The sequence below is a fragment of the Neptuniibacter marinus genome, assembly GCF_965223595.1.
GTDB classification, from domain to species: Bacteria; Pseudomonadota; Gammaproteobacteria; order Pseudomonadales; family Balneatricaceae; genus Neptuniibacter; species Neptuniibacter marinus.
In genome coordinates this window covers 1,474,421-1,497,949 of the sequence record NZ_OZ245004.1, presented here as the reverse complement: position 1 = coordinate 1,497,949, position 23,529 = coordinate 1,474,421, and the positions used below count along the sequence as shown (strand labels likewise).

Annotated in this window: 18 protein-coding genes; 2 read left to right on the top strand and 16 right to left on the bottom strand. The window is 42.3% G+C overall.

The window, feature by feature from the left end:
- Nucleotides 1–35 precede the first annotated feature (35 nt).
- From recD to ttcA, 9 genes are all read right to left on the bottom strand, one after another.
- Complete coding sequence (recD, locus tag ACOQOE_RS06915) at nt 36–1,883, bottom strand: exodeoxyribonuclease V subunit alpha (protein WP_420555301.1); 1,848 nt, start codon at nt 1,881–1,883, stop codon at nt 36–38.
- On the bottom strand, nt 1,880–5,440 hold the full coding sequence (recB, locus tag ACOQOE_RS06910) for an exodeoxyribonuclease V subunit beta (RefSeq protein ID WP_420555300.1): 3,561 nt from the start codon (nt 5,438–5,440) through the stop codon (nt 1,880–1,882). The genes recD and recB overlap by 4 nt, the downstream gene beginning before the upstream one ends.
- Nucleotides 5,433–8,732, bottom strand: a complete 3,300-nt coding sequence (gene recC / locus ACOQOE_RS06905; protein ID WP_420555299.1) for an exodeoxyribonuclease V subunit gamma — start codon at nt 8,730–8,732, stop codon at nt 5,433–5,435. Before recC ends, recB begins: the two co-directional genes overlap by 8 nt.
- A gap of 218 nt (nt 8,733–8,950) precedes the next feature.
- On the bottom strand, nt 8,951–9,163 hold the full coding sequence (locus tag ACOQOE_RS06900) for a hypothetical protein (RefSeq protein WP_420555298.1): 213 nt from the start codon (nt 9,161–9,163) through the stop codon (nt 8,951–8,953).
- A 47-nt stretch (nt 9,164–9,210) separates the two neighbouring features.
- Nucleotides 9,211–10,251 carry a diguanylate cyclase gene (locus tag ACOQOE_RS06895; RefSeq protein WP_420555297.1) on the bottom strand — a complete coding sequence of 347 codons (1,041 nt, stop codon included), beginning with the start codon at nt 10,249–10,251 and terminating at the stop codon, nt 9,211–9,213.
- Nucleotides 10,252–10,521: 270 nt separating this feature from the next.
- Nucleotides 10,522–11,307 (bottom strand): class II glutamine amidotransferase, encoded by a 786-nt coding sequence (locus tag ACOQOE_RS06890; protein WP_067864223.1) that lies wholly within the window; start codon nt 11,305–11,307, stop codon nt 10,522–10,524.
- A 7-nt stretch (nt 11,308–11,314) separates the two neighbouring features.
- Nucleotides 11,315–12,484 (bottom strand): MFS transporter, encoded by a 1,170-nt coding sequence (locus ACOQOE_RS06885; protein ID WP_420555296.1) that lies wholly within the window; start codon nt 12,482–12,484, stop codon nt 11,315–11,317.
- Nucleotides 12,484–13,464, bottom strand: coding sequence for a GlxA family transcriptional regulator (locus ACOQOE_RS06880; RefSeq protein WP_420555295.1), 981 nt, complete (start codon nt 13,462–13,464; stop codon nt 12,484–12,486). The genes ACOQOE_RS06885 and ACOQOE_RS06880 overlap by 1 nt, the downstream gene beginning before the upstream one ends.
- A gap of 133 nt (nt 13,465–13,597) precedes the next feature.
- Complete coding sequence (ttcA, locus tag ACOQOE_RS06875) at nt 13,598–14,563, bottom strand: tRNA 2-thiocytidine(32) synthetase TtcA (RefSeq protein ID WP_420555294.1); 966 nt, start codon at nt 14,561–14,563, stop codon at nt 13,598–13,600.
- A gap of 173 nt (nt 14,564–14,736) precedes the next feature.
- Between ttcA and ACOQOE_RS06870 the strand changes: the two genes are divergently transcribed.
- Nucleotides 14,737–15,222, top strand: coding sequence for a DUF302 domain-containing protein (locus ACOQOE_RS06870; RefSeq protein WP_420555293.1), 486 nt, complete (start codon nt 14,737–14,739; stop codon nt 15,220–15,222).
- Nucleotides 15,223–15,256: 34 nt separating this feature from the next.
- On the opposite strand, the gene ACOQOE_RS06865 is transcribed toward ACOQOE_RS06870, so the two are convergent.
- From ACOQOE_RS06865 to recQ, 3 genes are read right to left on the bottom strand one after another with little or no spacing between them, the layout of a single operon-like run.
- A complete protein-coding gene (locus ACOQOE_RS06865; RefSeq protein WP_420555292.1) occupies nt 15,257–16,039 on the bottom strand; it encodes a hypothetical protein in 783 nt (260 codons plus the stop codon).
- A 32-nt stretch (nt 16,040–16,071) separates the two neighbouring features.
- The gene (locus ACOQOE_RS06860; protein ID WP_067864202.1) at nt 16,072–16,491 is read right to left on the bottom strand and encodes a YqaA family protein; all 420 of its coding nucleotides are present in this window, start codon (nt 16,489–16,491) and stop codon (nt 16,072–16,074) included.
- Nucleotides 16,488–18,611, bottom strand: a complete 2,124-nt coding sequence (gene recQ / locus ACOQOE_RS06855; RefSeq protein WP_420555291.1) for a DNA helicase RecQ — start codon at nt 18,609–18,611, stop codon at nt 16,488–16,490. Before recQ ends, ACOQOE_RS06860 begins: the two co-directional genes overlap by 4 nt.
- Before the next feature lie 126 nt (nt 18,612–18,737).
- On the opposite strand from recQ, the gene ACOQOE_RS06850 reads away from it, so the two are divergent.
- On the top strand, nt 18,738–19,322 hold the full coding sequence (locus tag ACOQOE_RS06850) for a YecA family protein (protein ID WP_420555290.1): 585 nt from the start codon (nt 18,738–18,740) through the stop codon (nt 19,320–19,322).
- Nucleotides 19,323–19,371: 49 nt separating this feature from the next.
- On the opposite strand, the gene ACOQOE_RS06845 is transcribed toward ACOQOE_RS06850, so the two are convergent.
- The 4 genes from ACOQOE_RS06845 to ACOQOE_RS06830 all read right to left on the bottom strand — a co-directional run bounded on the left by ACOQOE_RS06845 (nt 19,372) and on the right by ACOQOE_RS06830 (nt 23,472).
- The gene (locus ACOQOE_RS06845) at nt 19,372–19,890 is read right to left on the bottom strand and encodes an RNA methyltransferase (RefSeq protein WP_420555289.1); all 519 of its coding nucleotides are present in this window, start codon (nt 19,888–19,890) and stop codon (nt 19,372–19,374) included.
- Between the two features lie 192 nt (nt 19,891–20,082).
- Complete coding sequence (locus ACOQOE_RS06840; protein WP_067864190.1) at nt 20,083–20,541, bottom strand: glycine zipper 2TM domain-containing protein; 459 nt, start codon at nt 20,539–20,541, stop codon at nt 20,083–20,085.
- A gap of 16 nt (nt 20,542–20,557) precedes the next feature.
- Nucleotides 20,558–21,673, bottom strand: a complete 1,116-nt coding sequence (locus tag ACOQOE_RS06835; RefSeq protein WP_420555288.1) for a phospholipase D-like domain-containing protein — start codon at nt 21,671–21,673, stop codon at nt 20,558–20,560.
- A 20-nt stretch (nt 21,674–21,693) separates the two neighbouring features.
- On the bottom strand, nt 21,694–23,472 hold the full coding sequence (locus ACOQOE_RS06830; RefSeq protein ID WP_231867943.1) for an ABC transporter ATP-binding protein: 1,779 nt from the start codon (nt 23,470–23,472) through the stop codon (nt 21,694–21,696).
- Nucleotides 23,473–23,529: the final 57 nt, after the last annotated feature.

Sequence of the window (23,529 nt, the reverse complement as noted above, 5' to 3'; positions counted from 1 at the left end):
TGAGCCGTTTATTTATCACCTGTATGCCCTGTAGATTATTTCCACAATCTCAGAGCTAAACCTCCCGCTCTTTCCGTTCGCCTTTCCGTTGCTAGTAATAAAACAGATTCAGTTGCAATAATATCCAACACCTTTTTGGCACGGGTAACGCCGGTGTACAACAACTCCCTACTTAATAAGGGACTGTCATTTGGTGGTAATACCATCATCACTCGCTCAAACTCAGAACCCTGACTTTTATGGATCGTCATTGCAAATACAGTGTCATGCTCAGGTAAACGACTGGGCAATACTGATCTCAGCTCTCCACTCTCTTCAAACCAAACTTTTAGACGACCAGTATCATCAAAAGCAGCGACACCTATATCACCATTAAACAGAGAAAGAGAGGTATCATTTCGAGTGATCATGATGGGGCGGCCTGGATACCACCCGCCCTCCTCCTTAATCAAGCCCCGCTCTCGCAGTCCGGCATAAATACGATCATTAAGACCTTCCACTCCATAAGCACCCTGACGACGTGCGCATAAAAGCTGGAAGCGCATCATGTTAACTAATAACTGTTGTGGATTGTCTCCAGAGAAAAGGCCTTTAAAGAGTTCGGCATAAATATCGACACAAGTGTTGATCATAGCCTCATAGCTATCTTGCGACAGGTAGTGATAATTAAGATCACTATAACCCGCTTTAATCACGGCTTTTACATCAGTACAACAACCCGCATTGACGGCCCTTGCTAAATAACCGATGCCACTTTGATCATCAAAGCGATAACTTTTATGTAACATTGCGAGGCTATCCGAAAATGTACTACTAGCCCCTACAGGCACAGGTTGTGCTAACTGGCAAAGCTTATTCAGCTGAGAAGATTGCTGTGCCGAATAATAAAGCTTATCCGGCCAACTACAGATATCACCTAAAACACTACCCGCTTCAACCGACGCTAACTGATCACGATCTCCCAGCAAGACTAAACGTGCGGAAGCAGGCAAGGCTCTAAGCAAACGAGACATCATTGGTAGATCAACCATCGAGGCTTCATCTAACACTAAAAGGTCGAGGTGTAAGGGGTTTTCTGCATCATGCCGAAAACAGATACTATTAGGAATAACCCCCAACAAACGGTGCAGAGTACTCGCTTCTGATGGTATTTCAGCTTTTAATTGAGGCTCAAGATCCAATTTATGCTTAGCTCTAGAAATAGATTCAGCTAAACGCGCAGCCGCTTTACCTGTAGGCGCGGCAAGTTGAATCGTAAAACTATCCCCTTTTGCTTTCTGTTGCTCAATATAAAGCGCGAGCAATTTAATAACAGTCGTTGTCTTGCCTGTACCCGGGCCACCACTGATAACAGAGAAACGTTTTTGCACGGCTAATGCAGCCGCCACCTTCTGCCAGTCAATCTCTTCCGTATTTCCGGTGGGAAAGTAACTTCTTAACCCGGCTTGCAGCAGAACCTCATCGGTTTCAATCGAGACTGCACGCTGTATCAACGCCTCTGCAACCGAACACTCGTATTGCCAATAGCGATAAAGATAAAACCTTTCTTTATCAAGAACTAGCGGGGTAACAGATTCGCCGGAACCTAGTACTAATTCATCTAGTTCAACACGTGACCAATCTATCTTTATCAACAGATCGCTGATTTCATCCGGCCAATAATCTTGGGGAGATTGAAGCCGAGAAAGAGGTAAACAAACATTACCTGTCGCCAGCTCATAACTAACCAAAGCGGATAATAAGATATTCTCTGGAGAGTAAACGATTTTATCCGATAAAAAATGGGCTAACTGATAATCAACTGAGCGGATATAACCTAAGCCAACCCATCGTTTAAGTTGAAAAAGGTAGTTATCTTTTTGGTCATTGACTGGGTTCATCATAACGCATTACCTCCCAAGCCTTCACCTGAAAATAATTGATCCAGCGCTTCAATTAAAGCCTGCTCAGGACGACAATTAAAAACCCCTGAGTTATCCGCCAAAGGACCGATCCCCCTCAGAAATAAGTAATAAACACCTCCAAAATGGCGCTCATAATTATAATCAGGAATACGCTGTTTCAATAAGCGATGTACAGCCAAGGTATACAGTAGATATTGCAGGTCATATCTATGCTCGATCATAGCCTCGTTTAACGAGGTTTGGTTATAACAACCGCTCTCATAACCGAGATGATTCGATTTATAATCTACTATGTAATATCGCTCTCCATCACGAAAGATCAGATCAATGAAGCCTTTAAGCATGCCTCTTAAAGGCTCAAATGATAAAGGCTTAGCTTTGGCTGAAAGAGGATCGTACTTGCGAATAAGCACCTCTAAATCAGAGACTGTCACCCTATCAGCCCTGAGCATAAACTCCATCTCAACTAATCGATCAGAATCAGCAACACCGCCTAGTTTCAAACCGTTACTCGTCAAATCAGTCGTCAATATATCGGTAATTAGCTGCTCAATAACCGGCAACCATTCCACTTCATAACCGGCCAATACCAATTGATCGCTTATCTGTTGAGAAAATCCCTCGTCTAACAAACCGCCAGACTGAGTCTGCGCGTGGATAAACGCGGGAAAACTAATCTCTTCAAAAATACTGTGTAAAAAGGTTCCTGCATTTGCCCCTTTAGGGAAAGTGAAAATATTACGGCCTTCTGGTATCTCTACCTCGACAAGCTGAGTAGCCTCATCCACCACCTCAAGATCCAAGCCAGGCAGATCGGGTATATAAGCCGTGCTATGACGGCTAAGAGCAGAATAACTGCTGACACGCCACTCTCGATCAATACTCCCTGTAAACGTCTGCGCTGCTAACCTCGGATTTACTACATCATCCGCCGTAAATAGATCTTTTTGAACACCATGATCCGGTGGAACAACCACCTCTATAGCGGGAGAGCATAAGACTAACTCAGATAAAGCCTCTTCCAGTGAGCGGCCAGATTGGAGCAATAAATACCCTAAGGCACTGTCTTTTAGGCGGGATGCTTTACTATTACCAATACGTATATCGCTCACACCGACATAACAACGATAAACCGAACGGGTCAAGGCAACATAGAGCAACCTTAACTCCTCAGCTAAACGCTCCTTATCTGCTTGCTCAAGCGCCGCTGCGTTTTTACCCATATCCAAAATGGATTGTCCATTTTCATCATGATAAAGGGCAGTTTTAGCTTCTCTAAAACTGCAAGCAAAAGGCAAAAACACAATGGGATATTCTAAGCCTTTTGACTTATGAACCGTCACGATGGTAACTAAGTTTCGTTCACTTTCAAGGCGTAAGATTTGATCATCATTGGCACTAGAAGGATTACTAATCTGCTCATTAAACCAACGCAGTAATCCAAGCGTACCCTCTAACTGACTGCTAGCCTGCTGCAATAACTCAGCTAGATGTAATAGATTGGTTAATCGCCTTTCACCTGAGGCTTGTTGTAATGTTTTAGCCGCCAAATTTCGCTGATGCAAAAGCTGGGTAAGCATAGGTAATACCCCCCGCTTTAACCATAGATCACGATAGCCAGTAAATTCAGTAACAACCTGTTCCCAGAGATTTTCATCATGGTTAAGAGCATCAAGTTGCACTATATCCAGTTGCAATAACTCGGTCGCAAGCGCAGCTTTTAAAGTACGTTCCTTTTGCGGTGTTTCAACGGCAGCTAAAATTAACGACAGCTCTAACGCTTCGATAGAAGTAAAAATAGAATCTTGGTTACTTAAATAAACAGATGGGTGCTCATACACCGCCAGTGCACGACGCACCTCTTCTGCTTCAAAACGATCACGTACTAATACAGCAATATCTGACCCTTCAATCTGTCGCTCATCAATAGTCACGTCAGAATTAAGTAAGCGGTCAATCTCAGCGGCGGTACTTTGGGCAAATGTAGTTAGATACTGCCCTTTCTTTAAGGGAGTTTCCTCTGGATGACACCAAAACGTAAGAGCTGCCGGTTTATACTCTTGTAGCTTAAGCTTTTTAGCCCCTTTATCCGCCGCTTTTACTGGATAAAATGGAATATCTTCATCATAAATAAATGCAGAATCCGCAAACTCAAACAACTTGTTAACCCCATCAACCATTGCTTGAGTCGAACGCCAATTAGTATCTAAGGTATAGGTTTCTTTCACTGAGCGTCGAGCTTGTATATAGGTAAAAATATCCGCACCACGAAAAGCATAAATAGCCTGTTTAGGATCACCGATCATCACCAATGCTGTATTAGATTGATCGGCATATAAAGATGAAAAAATACCGTACTGAAGTGGATCGGTATCTTGAAACTCATCAATCATCGCAACAGGAAACTGCTGATTAATTGCAATAGATAGCGCACTGCCTTTTTCAGATCGAAGCGCATCACTTAAATCCGTCAGCAGATCATTAAATGTTTGTAACTGATACTGTTTCTTAGCTTGCTGTAAACGCTCACTGACCTCTTGCAGTGCTCGCCCTAATAATATCTCTCTGATAGGCAAAAGCTGAGAGAGTAAAGCATCTAATTCCACAAATAATGGGTGCTGTGGCGCCTCACCTTTATCTGTTTTTTCATTAAGCACTGTTTGGGTGAACCTCTGCATCACCTTCAACAAGCTTGAATTAGGTTCTAACTGTTCAGATGCTGCATACTGATCGATTTGCGCGAGCCATTTAGGCACACTCGCTTTGGTATAACTCCGCTTATTGACACCTGAGGCCTGAATTAAAGCGATAAGGTCATTATCATTTGCTAACCAAGACTGTTTGAAATGATTCAACGCCTCTAAACGTTCATCATAGGCCTCCTGTAAAGAGGCCCCAGACAGATCCGGTTCAACCTTTAAATCTGTATGGTTCAGCAGCCCTCGCAGCTGAGACATTAACTCATCAGGTCCTTTCCAACACTCAGATAAGACTAACTCAGTTAAATCATTATTAAGTGGATAGATGGTGTTGCGCCAAAAATCGACAACCGCACTACGAATCAAGCTCTGATCATCTTTTGTTAGTTCGTTATCAAACAATGAACCACTTTCAAAAGCATGACGTTTTAGCATCCTCTGGCAAAAACCATGGATCGTAAAAATAGCAGCCTCATCCATCTGACGAATCGCCTGCTCTAGCAATTTAATTGCTTGAGCATGATCAGCTGATTGCTGCTTTAATGCGATTAGAAAGGGATCGGATATATCTTTATTTGCCTGCAAAAAAGCGGAACGCGCATCCACAATTCGACTACGAATACGGTCTCTTAACTCTTCGGTGGCAGCTTCAGTAAAAGTTACAACCAGAATTTGATCTGGACCTAAAGGCTTATCATTAATATTGCCTAAGCCTAAAAGGAGCCGTAAGTACAAGGCCGTAATAGTATAAGTTTTTCCCGTTCCTGCACTTGCTTCAATAAGCTGTTGCCCTTGAAGCGGGAAAGTTAATGGATCTAAAGGTAAAATATTACTCATCTTTACCCTCCTCCATGTAGTCGAGCATCGGGGCATAGATGGCCTCTGCTAAAGGCACAAAATGCTCCAAAAACTGCGCATAGTCAGGATAAGCTCGACGTATATAGGGATCATCTTGCAAACCTGCTTTGTGACTACCCCCGTAAAACAGGGTTTCTATAGATGCTAAAGCTATATCAGGGTCTTTTTGATATTGCTTAAAGTACTCACGTGCGCTGTTAGCATCAAATGCTTGGGGTGCATTCATACCTTGTTGGTAAAACTCAACGATGGTTTTTAAATATATATACGCTTGTTCTTTTTCTACAGCGCGGTAGTGAACTTTACCAGACAACCCTCGATATACGGTATTACGACACTGATCTGAAGATAAACACAACGCTAAATGCTCAACCCAGCTACCCAGACGATCACGAGCATTGATCTCAGCGGGCCGATAACGTAATAAGTGGGCTGGATAACAATGGTCTAGCCAGCCCTGTAAAAGTAAATTAGGAAAGGCTATCTTGACCTCTAAGCGTTGTGGTTCACCCTCACATAGAGGCAATAACTTGTGCGCTAATTCAGTACAGTCATGACGAATCCGAGCAAGCTTTAATTGGCCATTGGTTGCAACAGGCAAGGCGCCTTCTGCAAGTATGGTCTGATCTAACTGGTTAAGATCACCATCCGACAGTGCCGTTTCAAGATAGCGTTGTTTAATTAAATAAGCTTGTAAACCATCCAGCGCAAAAGGCTCTTCATCTTGAGCTTTAACTTCATGATTAGCAAAAAATACTTTTAAACGTTGATTGAAAAAGCTGCGACAGGGATTCTTTAAAAAACTAATAATAGCATTAAGTTCAATCTGCTCTTGAGGCTCTTCAACTAAGGCATCGACATAAAAAGCAGAAGGCGCTTCGCTCTCTGCACTTGCCGCGGGTAACCACTCACGGGCATAACTAAATAACGACGATGACGAATTTTGTGGCAAAAAGTACACGGGGCTGAAGGGTACCATCGGATGCTGTTGAATCAAATGGGCTCTTAATTTCTCACCTGACTCACTCGTAGAAAGCGCTTGATCTCCCTCTAAAACATAACTTTGTGTCACATAGTCTAATAATTCACTCACTAATACCGATGGAATTTTCTCATTATTATCTTTGATAGAGCGCCCCACAAAACTGATATATAAACAGGCTTGCGCAGATAAGAGCGCCTCTAAAAAAAGATACCGATCATCATCTCGACGTGAACGATCTCCCCGTCGAGGGTAATCAGTCATTAAATCAAAGCCGACAGGTGGGATACTCCGTGGATAGGCTGAGTCATTCATCCCTAATAAACAAACCACAGAGAACGGAATAGAGCGCATAGGCATTAACGTACAGAAGTTAACAGCCCCCACCATAAAACGCTGAGACGAGCGCTGTTGATTAATTCCATTTATCAAATAATCAGCCATCACGGTAGAAGACAAGGGCAAAACATAGTTCGCATCGCTAAGCTGCTCTTGTAATGCTTGCAAGGTTTGTCTAATTCCATTCAGAGGTATTTCATCGGCTTCATCAGCACTATAAATGGCATCTAATAAACCATTAATAATATCAACCCACTCCGTAAGCTCATGTTCACCACTAAAGCTGTCTTTTACCTCGTCGAGAAGATCTATAAAATCAGCTAGCTTGCCTAAAAGTTCAGCTTCAAGACCTTCAATCTCCATATAAGGTGCAATATCTTGCCAATAACTAACCTCTTCCCCTAGCGCATAGCCTGATAACATTCGACGCAAACCAAAACGCCAACTATTTTGTTCAAACAAGGGCAATTGCCATAAGCTTCGCTGTTCAGAATCCATCCCCCAACGGATATTAACCTGATCGACCCAGTACCTTAATCGCTGAAAGCTCGGCTCATCCAGATCAAAACGTCGCATAATTGCAGGCACTTCCAGCAATTCAAGAACATCCGATACAGTAAAGCGGCTACTATCGAGTTTTACGAGCTTCTCAAAGCTTAGTAATAAAGGATTTTCTTGGCGACTACTCCGATCAGATATGGAATAAGGGATATAGCGTTCAAAAGGTACGCTAGAAAAAACAGCATCAATATAAGGAGCATATTGAGCTACATCAGGCATCATAATAATCACATCGCGGGGTTTAAGATTAGGATCATTCTCAAACATAGCGAGTAATTGATCATGCAAGACTTCAACCTCTCGTAAAGCACTATGGCAGCTATGTACAATCAATGATTGGTCATCGTTTGTAATAGCGTGTTTATAGGCACTTGTGGAAGGGTCTTCTGGAAACTGAGCAGGATTGTCTAAATCTAGGATGTCTTGTTGAATACTGCTAAGTAAACAATGTCTTTCAAGATCCGCAAAAGCATCAATCTCATCACCAACACTTTCACCAAGGCAGTCTTGTAATTGATAAAGATAATCACGTCCAAGCTTACCCATAGAGGCAAGTAATGGATTACCTTCAGCATAGTCACTGTAATCAAGTTCAGGCTTACTGAACCAGCGTCGATTCATTCTAGCGATCTGTTTTTGATCAACAATATCCCCCCAGTAATAACGACAAGGATTGGTCACCATGAGGTGTACATCAATACGTTCGCCTAAGACTTGCAAAGCTTGAACATAATTCTGGGGCAGTGCAGAGATACCAAAGACAAATAAACGCTTAGGGAGTTTGTCTATATCACCAATGTTTCGTACCGACTCAACAAACGCACTGAACATATTTGCTCGGTGCCAATGAGGTTGACTTAACGCTTTAGTCTGCTGGGTTAATGCACGCCAAAGAATCGGTTGCCAAGGGTGACGCTCTGCGGCCAAAGAACCGCCTTGCTCCCAATCAGCAACCCACTCGGGTCTATAGACGAGATATTGGTCAAAAATATCTGCAATTTTATTACATAACTGATAGAGCCTAAACCTAGACTCATCATCAGCTAGGTAGCTCCTAAGAGCAGAAAATTCATCTGTCTCCAATAGATCCGGTAGCAGTAACATCAACTTCCAACTCATCGCTTCCTTATTAAAAGCAGAGCGGGCGGGTACCCCTTCTAACACTTCGGAAAAACAGTGCCATAAAAAAGAGGCAGGCAGTGGAAAGTCCACAGATGCGGCAATACCAGATGATGCAGCCAGTTCCAATTTAAGCCACTGCGCCATGCCAGGGCTTTGCACTAAAATCTGTTCTGCACGAAAAGGGTCGGAAAGAGGGTCTCGTCGAATAAGTTCAACAAGTAGATCTTTCAATACAAGTAATGAGTTGGAATGATAAACCTGAAACATCCGTTTCCTGATTTAGTAATCGTTATGAGGAGTAATAGCTGTACTTTACTCAACTCAGATTTCTTTGTCAGGAAAAATCTCTATAAAGTCAGCGCATTAACCTTATAGACTTGAATCACAGAGAATTAAAAACCTAACACTATTTACTTTTAACTCAGAACCGCTAACGAAGTTAACCTGAATATTAAAAGGCGCTTAATAGCCGTTAAAGTAGGTAATTAGGGGGCCGAAGTGGGGGCTTTTGAGTCTACCTCTAATGCAGGCAAGCTAGCAAAGCCCTCTTTTTCCGACCAATAGTCGCGCCCCTGCTCAACTCGAACAACCCCTTTAAAACGCTGTTTGAGGTACTCTACTGCGTCAGGCAGCGTATCAATATCACAGAGGATAACTCCTCCGCGTTCATTGTCTGTAGAAAAAAGATAACTTTTCATCGTGCCTCCATGTAGGTAAGCGAATCATTACACAGAGCCAAGAAAGGTTAAACCGTTATAATGCAGTTTCTTCCTTGGCTTTTCGCTTTATATAAGCCCTCATCCGCTCGAGTCATTATGCTTTGTACGCTATCCCCTACTGTATAGGCAGTTAGCCCAATACTAACACTCACGTGTAGATTGCCATCATCCGGCAGCATAAATTGATAGCTTTCTAGACTTTCTCTGATGCGATTTGCTACTTTCAGTGCTCCTTCAGTATCTGTAGAAGGCAGCAATACAGCAAACTCTTCACCACCATAACGATAGCCACTATCTAAACCGCGAAGCGACGATTGAATTAGGGAACCAAACGTTTCTAGCACCATATCTCCCATTAAATGACCATAAGCGTCATTCAACTTTTTAAAATCATCAAGATCGAAAAAACAGAGTGTAAATTCATGACGATATCGTCGAGCCTCATCCAAGTTTACTTCTAATTTAGTGTAAAAGTGTCGATTGTTATACAAACCTGTCAAGCTATCAGTAACACTTAACTCTTTATAAGTTCGTTCTCGTTCAAGTAGCTCAAGCTCAGCAATTTTTCGCGCACTAATATTCTCTAACGTTTCGATCGCACCTATTAAATTCCCCTCAGGATCCATGATCCCTGCTGCGGTAAAGTGTAGCCACTCACCATCAGCCCCACATTCAGGAAAGAAATCTTCCGCTTCATAAGCCTCATCGATAAGCTCAGAACGTTTACATTTATTTGTGTAGTAATACTCAACGTCTTCATATCGCCCACCATTAAGTATTAAATCAGCTAGGCAAGGACGCGGAGTTGAATAGAAGGGTTTCCAATGATTCTTAGTTCCAATCATATCTTCGCGACAAAGGCCACTTAGCTTTTCTAGCGCGGAATTCCAATGAAGAACAACATGATTTGTATCTAGGACAAATGTCGGCAGTGCAATTCGATCGAATACCTGCACAAGTAAAGATGGGTCTACTTGATCACAAACAAAGAGATTCGTTTGTGTAGAAGATTGATCATTCAGCGCTGATTCTGCAGAATGAGAGATAGATCTAACCTTGGAATCCATAGGAATTAAAAGCACCTGCACAAAAACATTTAAGAGAAATATTAAGACAAGCGAAACAAGGTACTAATACAAGCTAAGAACCGCTTTAACCTTTACAACAACGCCACAACATCACTAATTGAAGTCCATTATCATGATTAAGGCAAGGTTAATCATTAACCTTGGTCAAGTATTATAGCAATTGATCAATAATCAATCTCTTAGACTTATTACGCACTTGCAGCATAGAAAGGTAGTATAAGAAAATAGCTATAAGTGTAGACTTTGATCTCAATCGTTCCAAAAAACCACTGGATCACAACGCTCTAAATAATCCCCGCTCGAAAAGCAAAGAACAGAACCCGCAACCATAGGTGTTGACTGTGGTAAAAGTGAATGGCTAGCGACAATTGCTATATCCGCATTGGTTTCAGCCATAATCGTCAAAGGGAATGCACCGTTCAACTTAACGGTATCACCCGAAAACTGCTGATAAGCCAAAGGCTCAATATCTGAACTCAGGGAGGTGTAAGAAAACATCATTTCACCGTCCCAATACATAAAATTATGTGGCGCTAACTTCTCTAATCGACCCGCATAATCAGCCAACAGCGCCAACCTCATTTCATGATCAGGTCGCCCCTCTTTCCATAGCTTTCGCATTCGCTCCTGTAACAAACAAAATGCCCTTTCCTGATCAGTACAACTGATCGGCCATTGATCACCAATAGGAAAGCACTCGTTATTCACAATCCCCGGGAGGTCGCCGACCATAGAAAACAGATGCGCACTGCCCCGCTGTGGCCGAATAAAAGGCTGAATATCAACGGTTTCAATAGGGCTATCAGGATAAAGTACCGCCGACCAAAGATCAGAATAAGTATGCCCTAAACCACCCCCAAGCTTAAAAAGTTGTTCTAATCGTTGAACATCACCGTTTCCTGAAGCCACCAGCCGGCTGGGGTTCAGATCAGCTATAGAACCAACCCCTAAACCTTCAAATCCAACAGATCCATGTAGCTGGACATTGATAGGCGATGAACTTAATACCGTCAGCAAAAGCGGGGAAAAACTCATTTTTACCTCAATTATTTACGACTTTACGCTGTTGACCAATATAGAAAATAACCCCTATAGACCATAACACTAGCGGCAATACGATCCAATTCATCGCTTGCCAACCTAACGTCATCTCTAACCAGCCAGAAGACAATGCAGTAACAGCCACCATACCAAAAACAATAAACTCATTACTTGCTTGAGATTTAGCCTTCTCAGCGGGTTTATAGACGGTCGTAAACAACTGAGTCGCGATAATAAACATAAAATTCCAACCAATGCCTAAACAGAGTAACGCAGTCCAAAAATGCCATTCACTAACACCGGCAAGGTTGATGCCTATACACGCCAGCATAAATACGGCTCCTAAATACATAATAGGGTAGATACCAAAACGATTAATTAATCCCCCCGTAAAAAATGATGGCGCAAACATCCCAAGCACATGCCATTGAATAACGTGAGCCGCTTGAGGAAAGGTGAAACCACACCGAACCATGGCTAAGGGCGTTGCTGTCATTAATAAATTCATCACTACGTAACTAACCATCGCAACAATCACTGCAACGATAAATACAGGCTGAGAGGCAATCTCTTTTAACGGCCGCTGGGGCGCATAAGTATTTTTTTCTTGCTCACATGGAAGCTCGGTAAAAAAGAGCATCAATAACGCTATAGTATAAAGTACGAGCAGACCAATAAACGCTCCAATAAATTCAAACTCACCGAAATAGGTCTGGCTATAAATCGCTAACTGAGGGCCTACAATCGCAGCAAGTACACCACCAGCCATAACAAAAGATATCGCATTACTTTTCTGTTCATCCGCGCAGACTTCCACAGCAGCAAAGCGATATAAGGTACCAAACCCTATGCCAATACCGAGCAAAAACGTGCCTAATGAAAACAAGTAAAACAGGTCCGCGGTTAATGCAAAGATACATACAATAGAGCCTGAAATACCAACACAATTACCTAAATAGAATCCATTTTTACGCCCTATGCGCTTCATAATTAAGGACGCTGGAATTGTCGCTGCCATCAAGCCTAAAAACTGAGTGGCGACGGGGAACGTTGCTAAACTGGGATTAACCGTTAGACTTTGACCAATCAACGCAACGACAGACACCAATAAAACATTGCCCGTTGTCAGCAGCGCTTGGCATACGGAGAGTAAAAAAACATTCTTGTTCATTAATCTATCCCTACTTCGTTACTCAACGAGTATGTCCCAAAACGTGCTTTGTATTCCCGAGGGTTAACACCTAAGCGCCTCAAAAAAACACGTCTTAAATTATCAGCAGAGACAAAGCCACAACGCTCAGCAACTTGTTGAAAACTGAGCCTCCCTTCACACACTAACTGTTGTGCTAAGTTCAAGCGACTACTCTCTATATAAGCCGCGGGCGAGCTCTCACAACTCTCTTTAAAAAGCCGAAAGAGATGTCGCTCACTAACGCAGCAGTACTCAGCTAACAGAGCCAATCCAAGGGATTTATCTAAGTTTTTTTGTATATAAGTCTGTGCTTTAGCCACAACCCCTGTGGCCTTATTCTGGGCATTTAATTGGGTACTAAATTGCGCCTGCCCGCCCGGACGTTTAACAAAAACCACCAGCTCACGAGCAACATCCATAGTAATCCCATGGCCAAAATCCTCTTCAACAAGCGCCAATGCTAAATCAATCCCCGATGTAACGCCTGCCGATGTATAAAGATTTCCTTGTTTAAGCCAGATAGCATCGTTCTCAACCTCGATATCCTCATAGTTTTTATCGAGTAAAGAGCAAGACTTCCAATGTGTGACCGCTTTCTTACCTTTGAGCAACCCAGCTTCCGCTAGTAGAAAAGCGCCACTACAAACCGAAGCAATTCGATTAACCCGCTTAGCACTCTGCTTTACCCAGTCAATAAGTTCATCATTATGGAGAAGGGCTTTAACCCCTCGCCCCCCTGATAACAATAAGGTATCCGCATCCATCAGATCAGAAAACGCTAAATCGGGTAAAATTTTCATACCAGAATTGGTACAAATGGGATGCGTATCTACACCAACAATTTTAAGTTGATACGCTTCATAACCTAGAACCTGATTAGCCGAAGCAAACACTTGCAACGGCCCGGTCAGATCAAGAATCTGGCAATCCTGATAACCTAAAGCAGCGATGATCTTCATAAGATACCTCCAATAAGATGGAGCCAGTATCTCTTAGAGGTGAAATGTCCTCAATGACTAATAACCGTCAATTTAGGACATTTACAAAGGCCCGTCACTTAGATAAGCAACGCGAAACGCTAAAAAAATAGAGCTACAACGACAGAAGATCAATCTTCTGTGGATTGTAAGATTGTACTGCTTCACTCGCATCTACCGGCACCTCAGGTTTAAAGGTTGGGGTTTCAGTTCCAGGTACTATACCGTGAGGGTAGCCCTGCTGAAGACCTTTAAAATCGAATAGTTCAGTGTCAGCCAAATGCGAAGGCACAACATGCTGTAAAGAGCGAAACATTGTTTCAATACGACCTGGGAAGTTTTTATCCCACGTTTGCAACATCTCTTTGATAACCTGACGTTGAAGATTTTCCTGCGAACCGCAAAGGTTACACGGAATAATAGGAAAACCTTTTAGTTCAGCGTAAGCTTCTATATCTTTCTCTCGAGCATAAGCGAGAGGACGGATCACTGTATTTTTACCATCATCCGACACTAATTTTGGCGGCATCGTTTTTAATTTACCACCATAAAACATATTCAGGAAAAGGGTTTCCAAAATATCATCACGGTGATGGCCTAACGCAATTTTTGTCGCACCAATCTCTTCAGCAAAACCATACAACGAACCACGACGTAAACGAGAGCAAAGCGCACAGGTTGTTTTTCCTTCAGGTACAACCTCTTTCACAATCGAGTAGGTATCCCGCTCTAATATATGAAACGGCACGCCTATAGTTTCTAAATAAGCAGGTAAGATCTCTTCGGGAAAGCCCGGTTGTTTTTGGTCCAAGTTCACAGCGACCAACTCAAAATTAATCGGCGCACTACGTTGCAAGTTCATTAGGATATCAAGCATAGCGTATGAATCTTTACCTCCTGAGAGGCAGACCATCACTTTATCCCCTTCCTCAATCATATTGAAATCTTCAATAGCTTTACCCATCTCACGACGTAGTCGCTTCTGCAGCTTATTTTGACGGACTTTTAGCTTTTTCTGTTCGGCAGAATCAAGCTCAGCAGATGTAAGATTATGTATTTCAGGCGTACTATTTGAGTTCATTACTGACACGGCCATGGAACTGATTCAGTTCGGTTAGATTCAATTGAGATGAGCATCAATACTTTGATGGTCACGAATTATACATCAACATTTTAAGTGATACACTTTCAAGGAATCCCTGCTATAAAGAAATATAAATAAACCTGTATCAGACATCTTAAGGCAAATTAATCATGAACCGTTTAGCCAGAAAAGTTATCCTCATCTGTTTTGCATTTACAATCACGACCTTAAGCCCAATTTCCATAGCTTCGCCGGTTTTTAAGTTAGAGATGGAAGGTGATTTTGAGGGAAATTACGATAAAATCAGTCAATCACTTGATGCCAATAAATTTTTTGTGATTTTTGAACCTAATATAGGTAGCTCTCTTAATCACTTTAAAGAACGCTGGGGTGATCAATATAACCAAAATGGCTATGAAGAGATTCAAAGCTTAGTATTTTGCAATCCTTGGTATGTTAATCAAATCCTTAATAAAGACCCTGAGATGGCTGCATTATGCCCTCTATCAGTAACCTTGCTACATAAAAACAGTAAAACCACAGTGTTTTTTCTAAGACCTAGTCAACAGAAGCCAAGCAGCCCCGCCCAAGCTCTATTAATTGAACTTGAAAATGACATAGTCAACGCGCTCGAACAGGCACAATCAGCGGAATAAACGGTTATCGCTAAGCTAAGTAAAAAAAGGGGGGCTATTTTATCCAATTTATCTCTTTTGCTGTCTCATCACCCACTACAACATCCTCTAAGCTACTAGGAATAACCGAGAACCTTTTTTCAACAGGGATGCGCCCTCCCATAACTTCAGCTTGAAGTTGTGGCAGCAAAGGCGACAGGTTTGGATCAGCATAACCTTCAGGCCAAATGGGCTGGTTATTATGTAGATCATATTTATCCGTTGCACCAAGAGTATGTAATAGCTCATGGACGATAATAAAATCGTTTTGCCTTTGATAATCCTCACTGGCAAAACCATTAACGACACCCACCATCCCCTTTTGTAGACCAAGAGAATGCTCTAAAACCTGATGGTTGCGAGGAGAAAAGAGACGCAGATACACTTGCACATCAGCACTAGGTCCTTGCCAACTGTTATTATTCCAAGCCCAATAGCGAAGATGAAGACTCCATATTACGCTCTCTAAAATACTGGATTGTTCAGGTGGTTTTGGTGGGTCTTCAGGTAAAGGGGGGGCTAGATAAACCTCAACGGGCTGATCTAAAACGATACCGTAGCGTTTTGCTTCACGGCTAACAAATTGTTCAATATCATCAAAATCTTTATCACTCAATCCGTTAATAAATTGCTGAGTATCTGCCCGTTGATCTGAATTAATAGGATAAATAACCACCCATAATGACTCCTGCCAATCCGTAGAACGAACCCGAGAGAGCCAAGCATTTAACGCCACAACCAATAGCACTAAGATTAAAACCATTAATCTCAATTTACCCCATAGCGTTCGCTGTGACATTACTTAAGATCCTACTTTTTATCTAAACCGCTTTAAAACAAGCCAACAATAATCAGATAACGTACTGCTTTCCCTAGTGTAAGCATTAGTACACTTAAAATAAAAGCTGTTTTCAACCATCCGGCCATGAAACAGATAGGGTCTCCAATGATAGGTAACCAAGATAAAAGCAAAGAGAAGGCGCCGTACTTTTTTATCCAACTCTGGGCCTTCTGCTGACGCGGCTTATCAAAAACACGTAGCGGAAAATAGTGCGCTATCCCTTGCCCCATCAAGAAAGTAACAACACCACCTAATACATTTCCCGCCGTTACAGCTAGCCATAAACTGGTAGCACTATGTATGTTTTCATTTAGCTGCCAAGCTAACAAAACCTCAGAACCACCAGGTAATAAAGTAGCTGAAATAAAACCACTGATAAACAGTGCCGTTAAACTAAGCTCCTCACTCACAAGGCATCCATACTTGCTTTAATACAACGCAATACACCCATCTCATAAGCTCCGGCCAAAGCATCATAGACCGGTTTTAAGGCATGGCCATATTCGTGCTGACACTCTAGGATAACCTGTTCAATATTTTTGAATTCATTACTCGGTAATTCAATAACATCATCTACAGCCAACTCCTTTTTCAAAATAGACTGCGCTAAGTGAGCATAGATAGCATTAGGCGATAAATGCTGCTGGCGTGCAACTTGATCAACGGTCATACCACTTTTATAAAGCAAAACCGATTCTTGAGCTTGGCTTGCAACCTCATCCTTACCACTACCCTCATGTTGCTCAATCACACTAATGAAATCAGCTCCATACAGATCTAACTTCCGTTCACCTACGCCATTTAAACGTCTAAACTGATCGGAGGTTTGTGGGCGATACATCACCATCTCCATCAACGTTGCATCATGGAAGATCACATAGGGCGGTACATCTTGTTCATCCGATAAACGCTTACGTGTAGCTTTAAGGTCATTCCATAAAGCATAATCGGCCGCTTCTAATTTACTTTGCGGTACTTGATTCTTACGATAAGGCGTATGCTGACGCTGATCTTTACGTAGCTGTATCCTCTCCTCACCTTTCAACAGGGGACGACAACGATCCGTTAAGTGTAAAACCCCGTGCTGATCAACATTCACACCTAAAAATCCACGTGCCACCAGTTGACGAAAAACCGAACGCCACTGGTTTCTATCTAAGTCTTTACCTATACCCCAAGTAGATAGTTTCTGATGCTGAAAACGTTCAGTTTTATCATTAGGTTTACCCAATAATGTATCCACAACATGGTTTACACCAAAGCTCTGCCCTGAACGATAAACGGCTGATATAGCCTTACGCGCCGCATCCGTGCCATCCCATACAGGTACAGGCTCTAAACAAGTATCGCAATTTCCACAGGGAGCATGATTATCTTCACCAAAATAGCTCAATAGGACTTGCCGACGGCATGATGTTATTTCGCACAACCCCAGCATAGCTTCCAACTTTTGCTGCTCGACTATTTTCTGTTCCAGCGGCGCTTGTGAGCCTTCTAGCATTTGGCGTAGAAACATTACATCCTGCAAACCATAAACCATCCAAGCATCCGCAGGTAAACCATCACGTCCCGCACGGCCTGTTTCTTGATAATAAGCTTCGATACTTTTTGGTAGATCTAAATGAGCAACAAAACGAACATTAGGTTTATCAATCCCCATACCAAATGCGATGGTTGCAACCATAATGATATTTTCTTCGGTCAGGAAACGATGCTGATTATGGCTACGCAGATCCGTTCTCAAACCGGCGTGGTAAGGTAGTGCATTAAACCCCTGCTCACTCAACCACTCAGCGGTATCTTCTACCCGTTTACGGGAAAGGCAATAAACGATGCCGGAATCTTTAGGGTGCTCATTCTTTAAAAACTTAAGGAGTTGTTGCTTCGCTTTATCTTTCTGACCAATTCGATAACGAATATTTGGCCGGTCAAAACCTTGAATAAACTCAGCAGGTTCATGTAGCGCCAAACGGTGAACAATCTCTTGCTGAGTACGTTGATCCGCGGTTGCCGTTAATGCGATACGCGGCACGCCAGAAAATAATTCAGCTAAGCGGCTGAGTTGTAGGTATTCAGGCCTAAAATCATGACCCCATTGAGATACACAATGCGCTTCATCAATCGCAAACAAGGCGATAGGGCATTCTTGTAATAAAGCCAACGTTCGCGGTTGTAATAGACGTTCTGGCGCTATATAGAGAAGCTCAAAACCACCCGCTCTTAACTGATGCTCTATTTCATTAATTAATGAAAAATCTAAGCTAGAATTTAAACAACCTGCTCTGATCCCCCATTGGGAGAGCGCGGTAACTTGATCTTGCATCAACGCAATCAAGGGCGAAACAACCACTGCGGTGCCGGGACGAATCAATGCTGGGAGCTGATAACAAAGGGATTTACCGCCGCCTGTAGGCATAATAACCAGCGCATCGCTACCATTAACCAGTGTCTCAACTATCTCAGCTTGAGGCTCACGGAACTGTTCGTAACCGAATACGTCTTTTAAGATCTGAAGGGCGCTAGAAATCATGCACGGATTATCCAGAAAGCTAGACAGCTTGTCACTCCAATTAGGTCATCTAGGACAAACAAAAAAGCTGCTAATTATTACTTAGCAGGCTAAAATCAATTCCATTATCTTTTATGGAATAGTTTAATGTCTCTCAACACTGCAAATACCTTGACCGACGCTGAGTTGGATCAATTGGATGATTTTCTTTATTCAGATCACGTATCGGAAGACTGTCTTGACCTTATTGGTGTTCACGGCCTTTTCTGTGCTTTAAATATTAGCCCAACACCGCTGCCAGAAGATATATGGCTTGAATTAGTATTTGATGAAACACCTAAGTGGGAATCAGACGCTCAACAAAAAGAGATTATGTCCCTGCTAAAACGTCTCTACGCCAGCATCGGTGCCAACTTTTACAGTGATGGAGAGATTGAGCTTCCTTGTGAACTATCTTTAGATCCAGAAGAAGATGAAGATATTGCGCCTCTTGCTTGGTGGTCTCAGGCGTTCATGGAGGGTGTATTTACTCAGGAAGACAACTGGTTTTCCAATAAAACCGACGATGATGTAGCCCAAATGCTGCTACCGATTATGGTTGCGTCTGAACTGTTTGACGAAGATGACATCAACAAAATACGTGATGACGAAAACCTTTGTGCGGAGATGTGCTCTCAAATTCCAGAGCTGTTAGTGGATCTTTACTTACACTTCCACGCACCTGAGAAGTAACAATAAAGGCGCGGGCCACTCATTACTTTAGATACCGCCTGCGCCAACTTTATACTTTTAATTGATTATTACGATCCCTCGAGCGCCGAATCAATTCATCCCCATCAGCTTTGGGACCTAACTTTGCGATCCGATCATATAAGACTACATTAACCGTCGCCGCCAAGTTCATACATCCAACAGTAGGTATGTAGATTACATCTTCACACCAAGCCACAATATCTTTATCTATAGATCGATCTTCAGGGCCAAAAATATAGAACGCATTTTCAGGGTGCTGATAATCAATTAATGATATTGCCCCTTCCACCAATTCAATAGCGACCGGCCGTGCTCCTTTAGGTATAGCCTGCTTAAAAGATTCAACATGCTCTAAAGGGATACGCTCAACAGCATTACGTGTATCAGTTTGTAAACGGCGCCCCTGCTCTTGAGCTTTATTAAAACGGTTACCGGAATAACTCACGGATGCCGCGTTATAGCACCCCGCAGCACGCATTATAGCGCCTACATTTTCTGGGCTTTTAGGGTCAGTTAATCCGATGTGAGCTTGGTGATTACAGGGCATATACAAAGAAGCCTTATTAAAAAACACGCATCTTATAGCAATCTATATGAGAGGAAAATACACAGCAACAATTAAGAAAAACTAATTTAAACAGCCAATCATCACGCACAAGCTTTCAACAAACTGTGTCTATTAGGGATCGATACAAGGTAATAGCAAAGCCAACCACCCTTGTATCGATTCTTTAGACGATTAATAAGTTACGCGAGCACTGCCACTTCCAGTCAATACACGTACTCGATCGCCCGATCTAAACATTGGGCCATCAGCAACTTCCTGAACAACAGAAATAATATTGCCATTATCAAGGCGGACAGTGACCTCTTGACCTTGCGTCTGTGTTAATGATTCTTCCGCTGATTTTCCGGCTAAACCACCAGCAACTGCACCTAAAACAGTTGCTATGGTCTTCCCTTTACCGCCACCTACATTAGAACCTACTACGCCACCCACGACAGCTCCAGCACCTGCGCCTACAACTGAATTTGTTCCTTCAATAACCACAGGCTGTGCAGACTGCACAACGCCATACTGAACTTGCTGTACTTGACGTGCTTCACTACGAGAATACGTATCTCCACTTAAACTATTCACACAGCCAGTAAGTGCCAGTGAACAAGCTAAAGCCGCTGCAATTGTAAATTTATTCATAATTCCACTTCCTTCTCTATCTTATTTTAAGCACCAAATGGCTGATCCATGCCCATAAGGTCTCTTTTAATCGGCGGTGCCATGGCCTTTTTGACCAGTTTTCATATGTTATTTCCTGGCAATGAAGCAAATCATCATTGAATAACTGAGTCATCTGTTCTAAACACTGCTCATCATGCAGTTCAATATTCGCTTCTAAGTTCCAACGTAAATTCCAATGATCCAAATTACATGAACCTATACTTGCCCAGCTATCAACTACCGACATTTTTGCATGAAGGAATCTCGGTTGATATTCAAAAATCCGTACACCTGCTTTTAATAAACGACTGTAATATCGTTTAGAAGCATGGAATACCCAAGGTTGATCGGTATGGGGCCCAGCAATAATTAATCTCACATCTATTCCCCTTTTTGCAGCTCGCCGTAAAGCGTGCCGCATAGAAAAAGAGGGTAAAAAATAAGCGGTCATTAACCATACATTATTATTTGCATTGTTCACTCTTTTCAAAAAACTTGCTTTTATATCCTGCTGATAGAGTCCCTGAACAGTACATACTCTGACCTTCGAATAACCTTTTTGTTCCACGCTACCGCCGGGAGACAAAACCTGAGCTGTACAACGTTGCCATAATTCATTAAACATACTGACAAGGTCTGTTACAACCGGCCCTTCAATTTGAGCCATGAGGTCATGCCAAGGACAACCCGCTTCATCTGCTAACCAGTATACATCGCTCAATCCTGTACCGCCGATGAACGCGACTCGCTGATCAGCAACAAGTAGTTTACGATGATCACGGGCAAAATTTCGAGTAAATTTGCTCACATGCAGTGGGTTATAGACAACGATTTCAACACCTACTGCCTTCAACACATCACGGTCTGCATTGGAGAAGCGATAAGATCCAAAATCATCAATGATCAATTTAACCATAACACCGCGTTGTGCAGCTCTAATCAGTGCTTGAACAAAACGGCTCGTAATCACACCAGAAGAGACAAAATAAAACTCCAGTAACAAGCTATATCGCGCTTTTTCGATCTCAGCCAACATTACAGGGAAGAAATTTTCACCATCGACTAGTAGTTCAACTTTATTATCTTCTCGCCACTCAAACTGCTTACGCATTATACAACCTTAAGACCGCTTTATTGATAATCACCATAAAGCCGTGCATACAAGCCATTATTGTTTATTAACTCTTCATGCTGCCCTTGTTCACATATTTTTCCATCTTCAAATACGTAAACATGATCAGCTTGTTTCACAGCACTTAACCTGTGAGCAATAATGATAGTTGTTCTACCTTTCAGGAATGTTTCTAAAGCTTGATGTAATGAAGTTTCTGTTTCTGAATCTAAAGCTGAGGTCGCTTCATCTAACACAACAACTTTAGGATCACTAAGCACCATACGTGCCACGGCAAGGCGCTGGCGTTGCCCTCCCGATAAACGTATGCCTTGGCGCCCCACTCGTTCATCCAAGCCGCTCTCAAGGTTTTCCACAAAACCTTTTAGTTGAGACACCTCTAATGCCTGCCATAGCTGAGCTTCACTAAAGTCTTGCCCCATCATTAAATTGCTGCGAATCGTGCCATTAAATAACGCGGGTTGCTGTAAAACAGTGGCTACATTATCTCTAACACAGGCTAAGCCAATCTCTTTTACAGAGATACCATCAAAATATACCTCACCCTCATTTGCCGGATATAACCCCAACAGCACTTGTACCAATGTTGATTTACCGCCTCCACTTGCACCAACTAAAGCAATTTTTTGTCCCGCTTCTATATTAAGTGAGACACCTTTAAGTATGGGTTGATCATCCATGTAACTGAAATGGATGTTTTGTAGACTGACAGAAACAGTTCGCTTACCTTCAAACGGGTTATGCTGTAACAAATATTCAGGTTCTTGAGCTAAACCCAAAAGGCTATTAATTCGCTGCAAAGCGGCTTGAGCACTGTAGAAGCTGTACTGGATACCTAATATCTCTTGCACTGGCGACATCATAAACCATAGATAACCGAAAACAGCCATCATTTCACCAATAGACAGATCTGAGAACACCACCATTAACATCGATAATGCTCTAAATAGATCCACCCCCACCATAAAAATAGCGAAGCCAAAACGATTAGCAGCATCGCTCTTCCATTCAAAAGCACTAGAGCGATCTCTGACAACGCGAGCATCATCAATTAAACGTGATAAATAATGTTGCTCACGATTACAGGCTCGAATTTGCTGAATATTATCTAACGTATCAGTCAATGCCGCCTGAAATAATTCATAGGCTTTATTTTCACGCCTTTTTAGGTGTTTAACTTTCTTAGCTATAGATGTAGTGAAATAGATAACCACGGGATTCAAAAAGAGAATAAAGAGGGCCAGCTGCCAATGCATCCATAATAAAATGGCAGCGGTTCCTATGATTGATAATGTGGCAATTAACAAACGGCTTAAGGAGCTACCTAAAAAGCGGTCAATCGTATCTAAATCGGTTACAAAATAAGAGGTAACAGTCCCACTCCCTAGAGTTTCGTACTCAGCCATAGATATGCGTTTTAAGCGTTGTAAAAGTCCCTCACGAATGCGGTAGGTCACATCTTTAGAGATAATAGTGAATTGCCTCGCCTGCCAAACATTAAACATTAAGGCGATAAAACGAAGACATAAGGTAACTATTAAAATCACGCTGATATAGAGCACAGGTCCTAACCAATCATCCGGAAAGAGCGGATTGATAGTTTCAACGATAAAACCAGGTTTATTTAATAAGACCTCATCGACTAACAGAGGTAAGAAAAGAGGCAAAGGCACAGAGGCAATAGCCGCGAATAGAGCAATAATATTTGCCTTTATTAACTCTCGTCGATGCTCCATAGCGACATCGAGTATATACCGCCAATCATAAAAATTTTTCACATTAGCTCCCTATCGTCTAGATAGGCTCAGTATAACGGAGCTTATGCATTTCATATA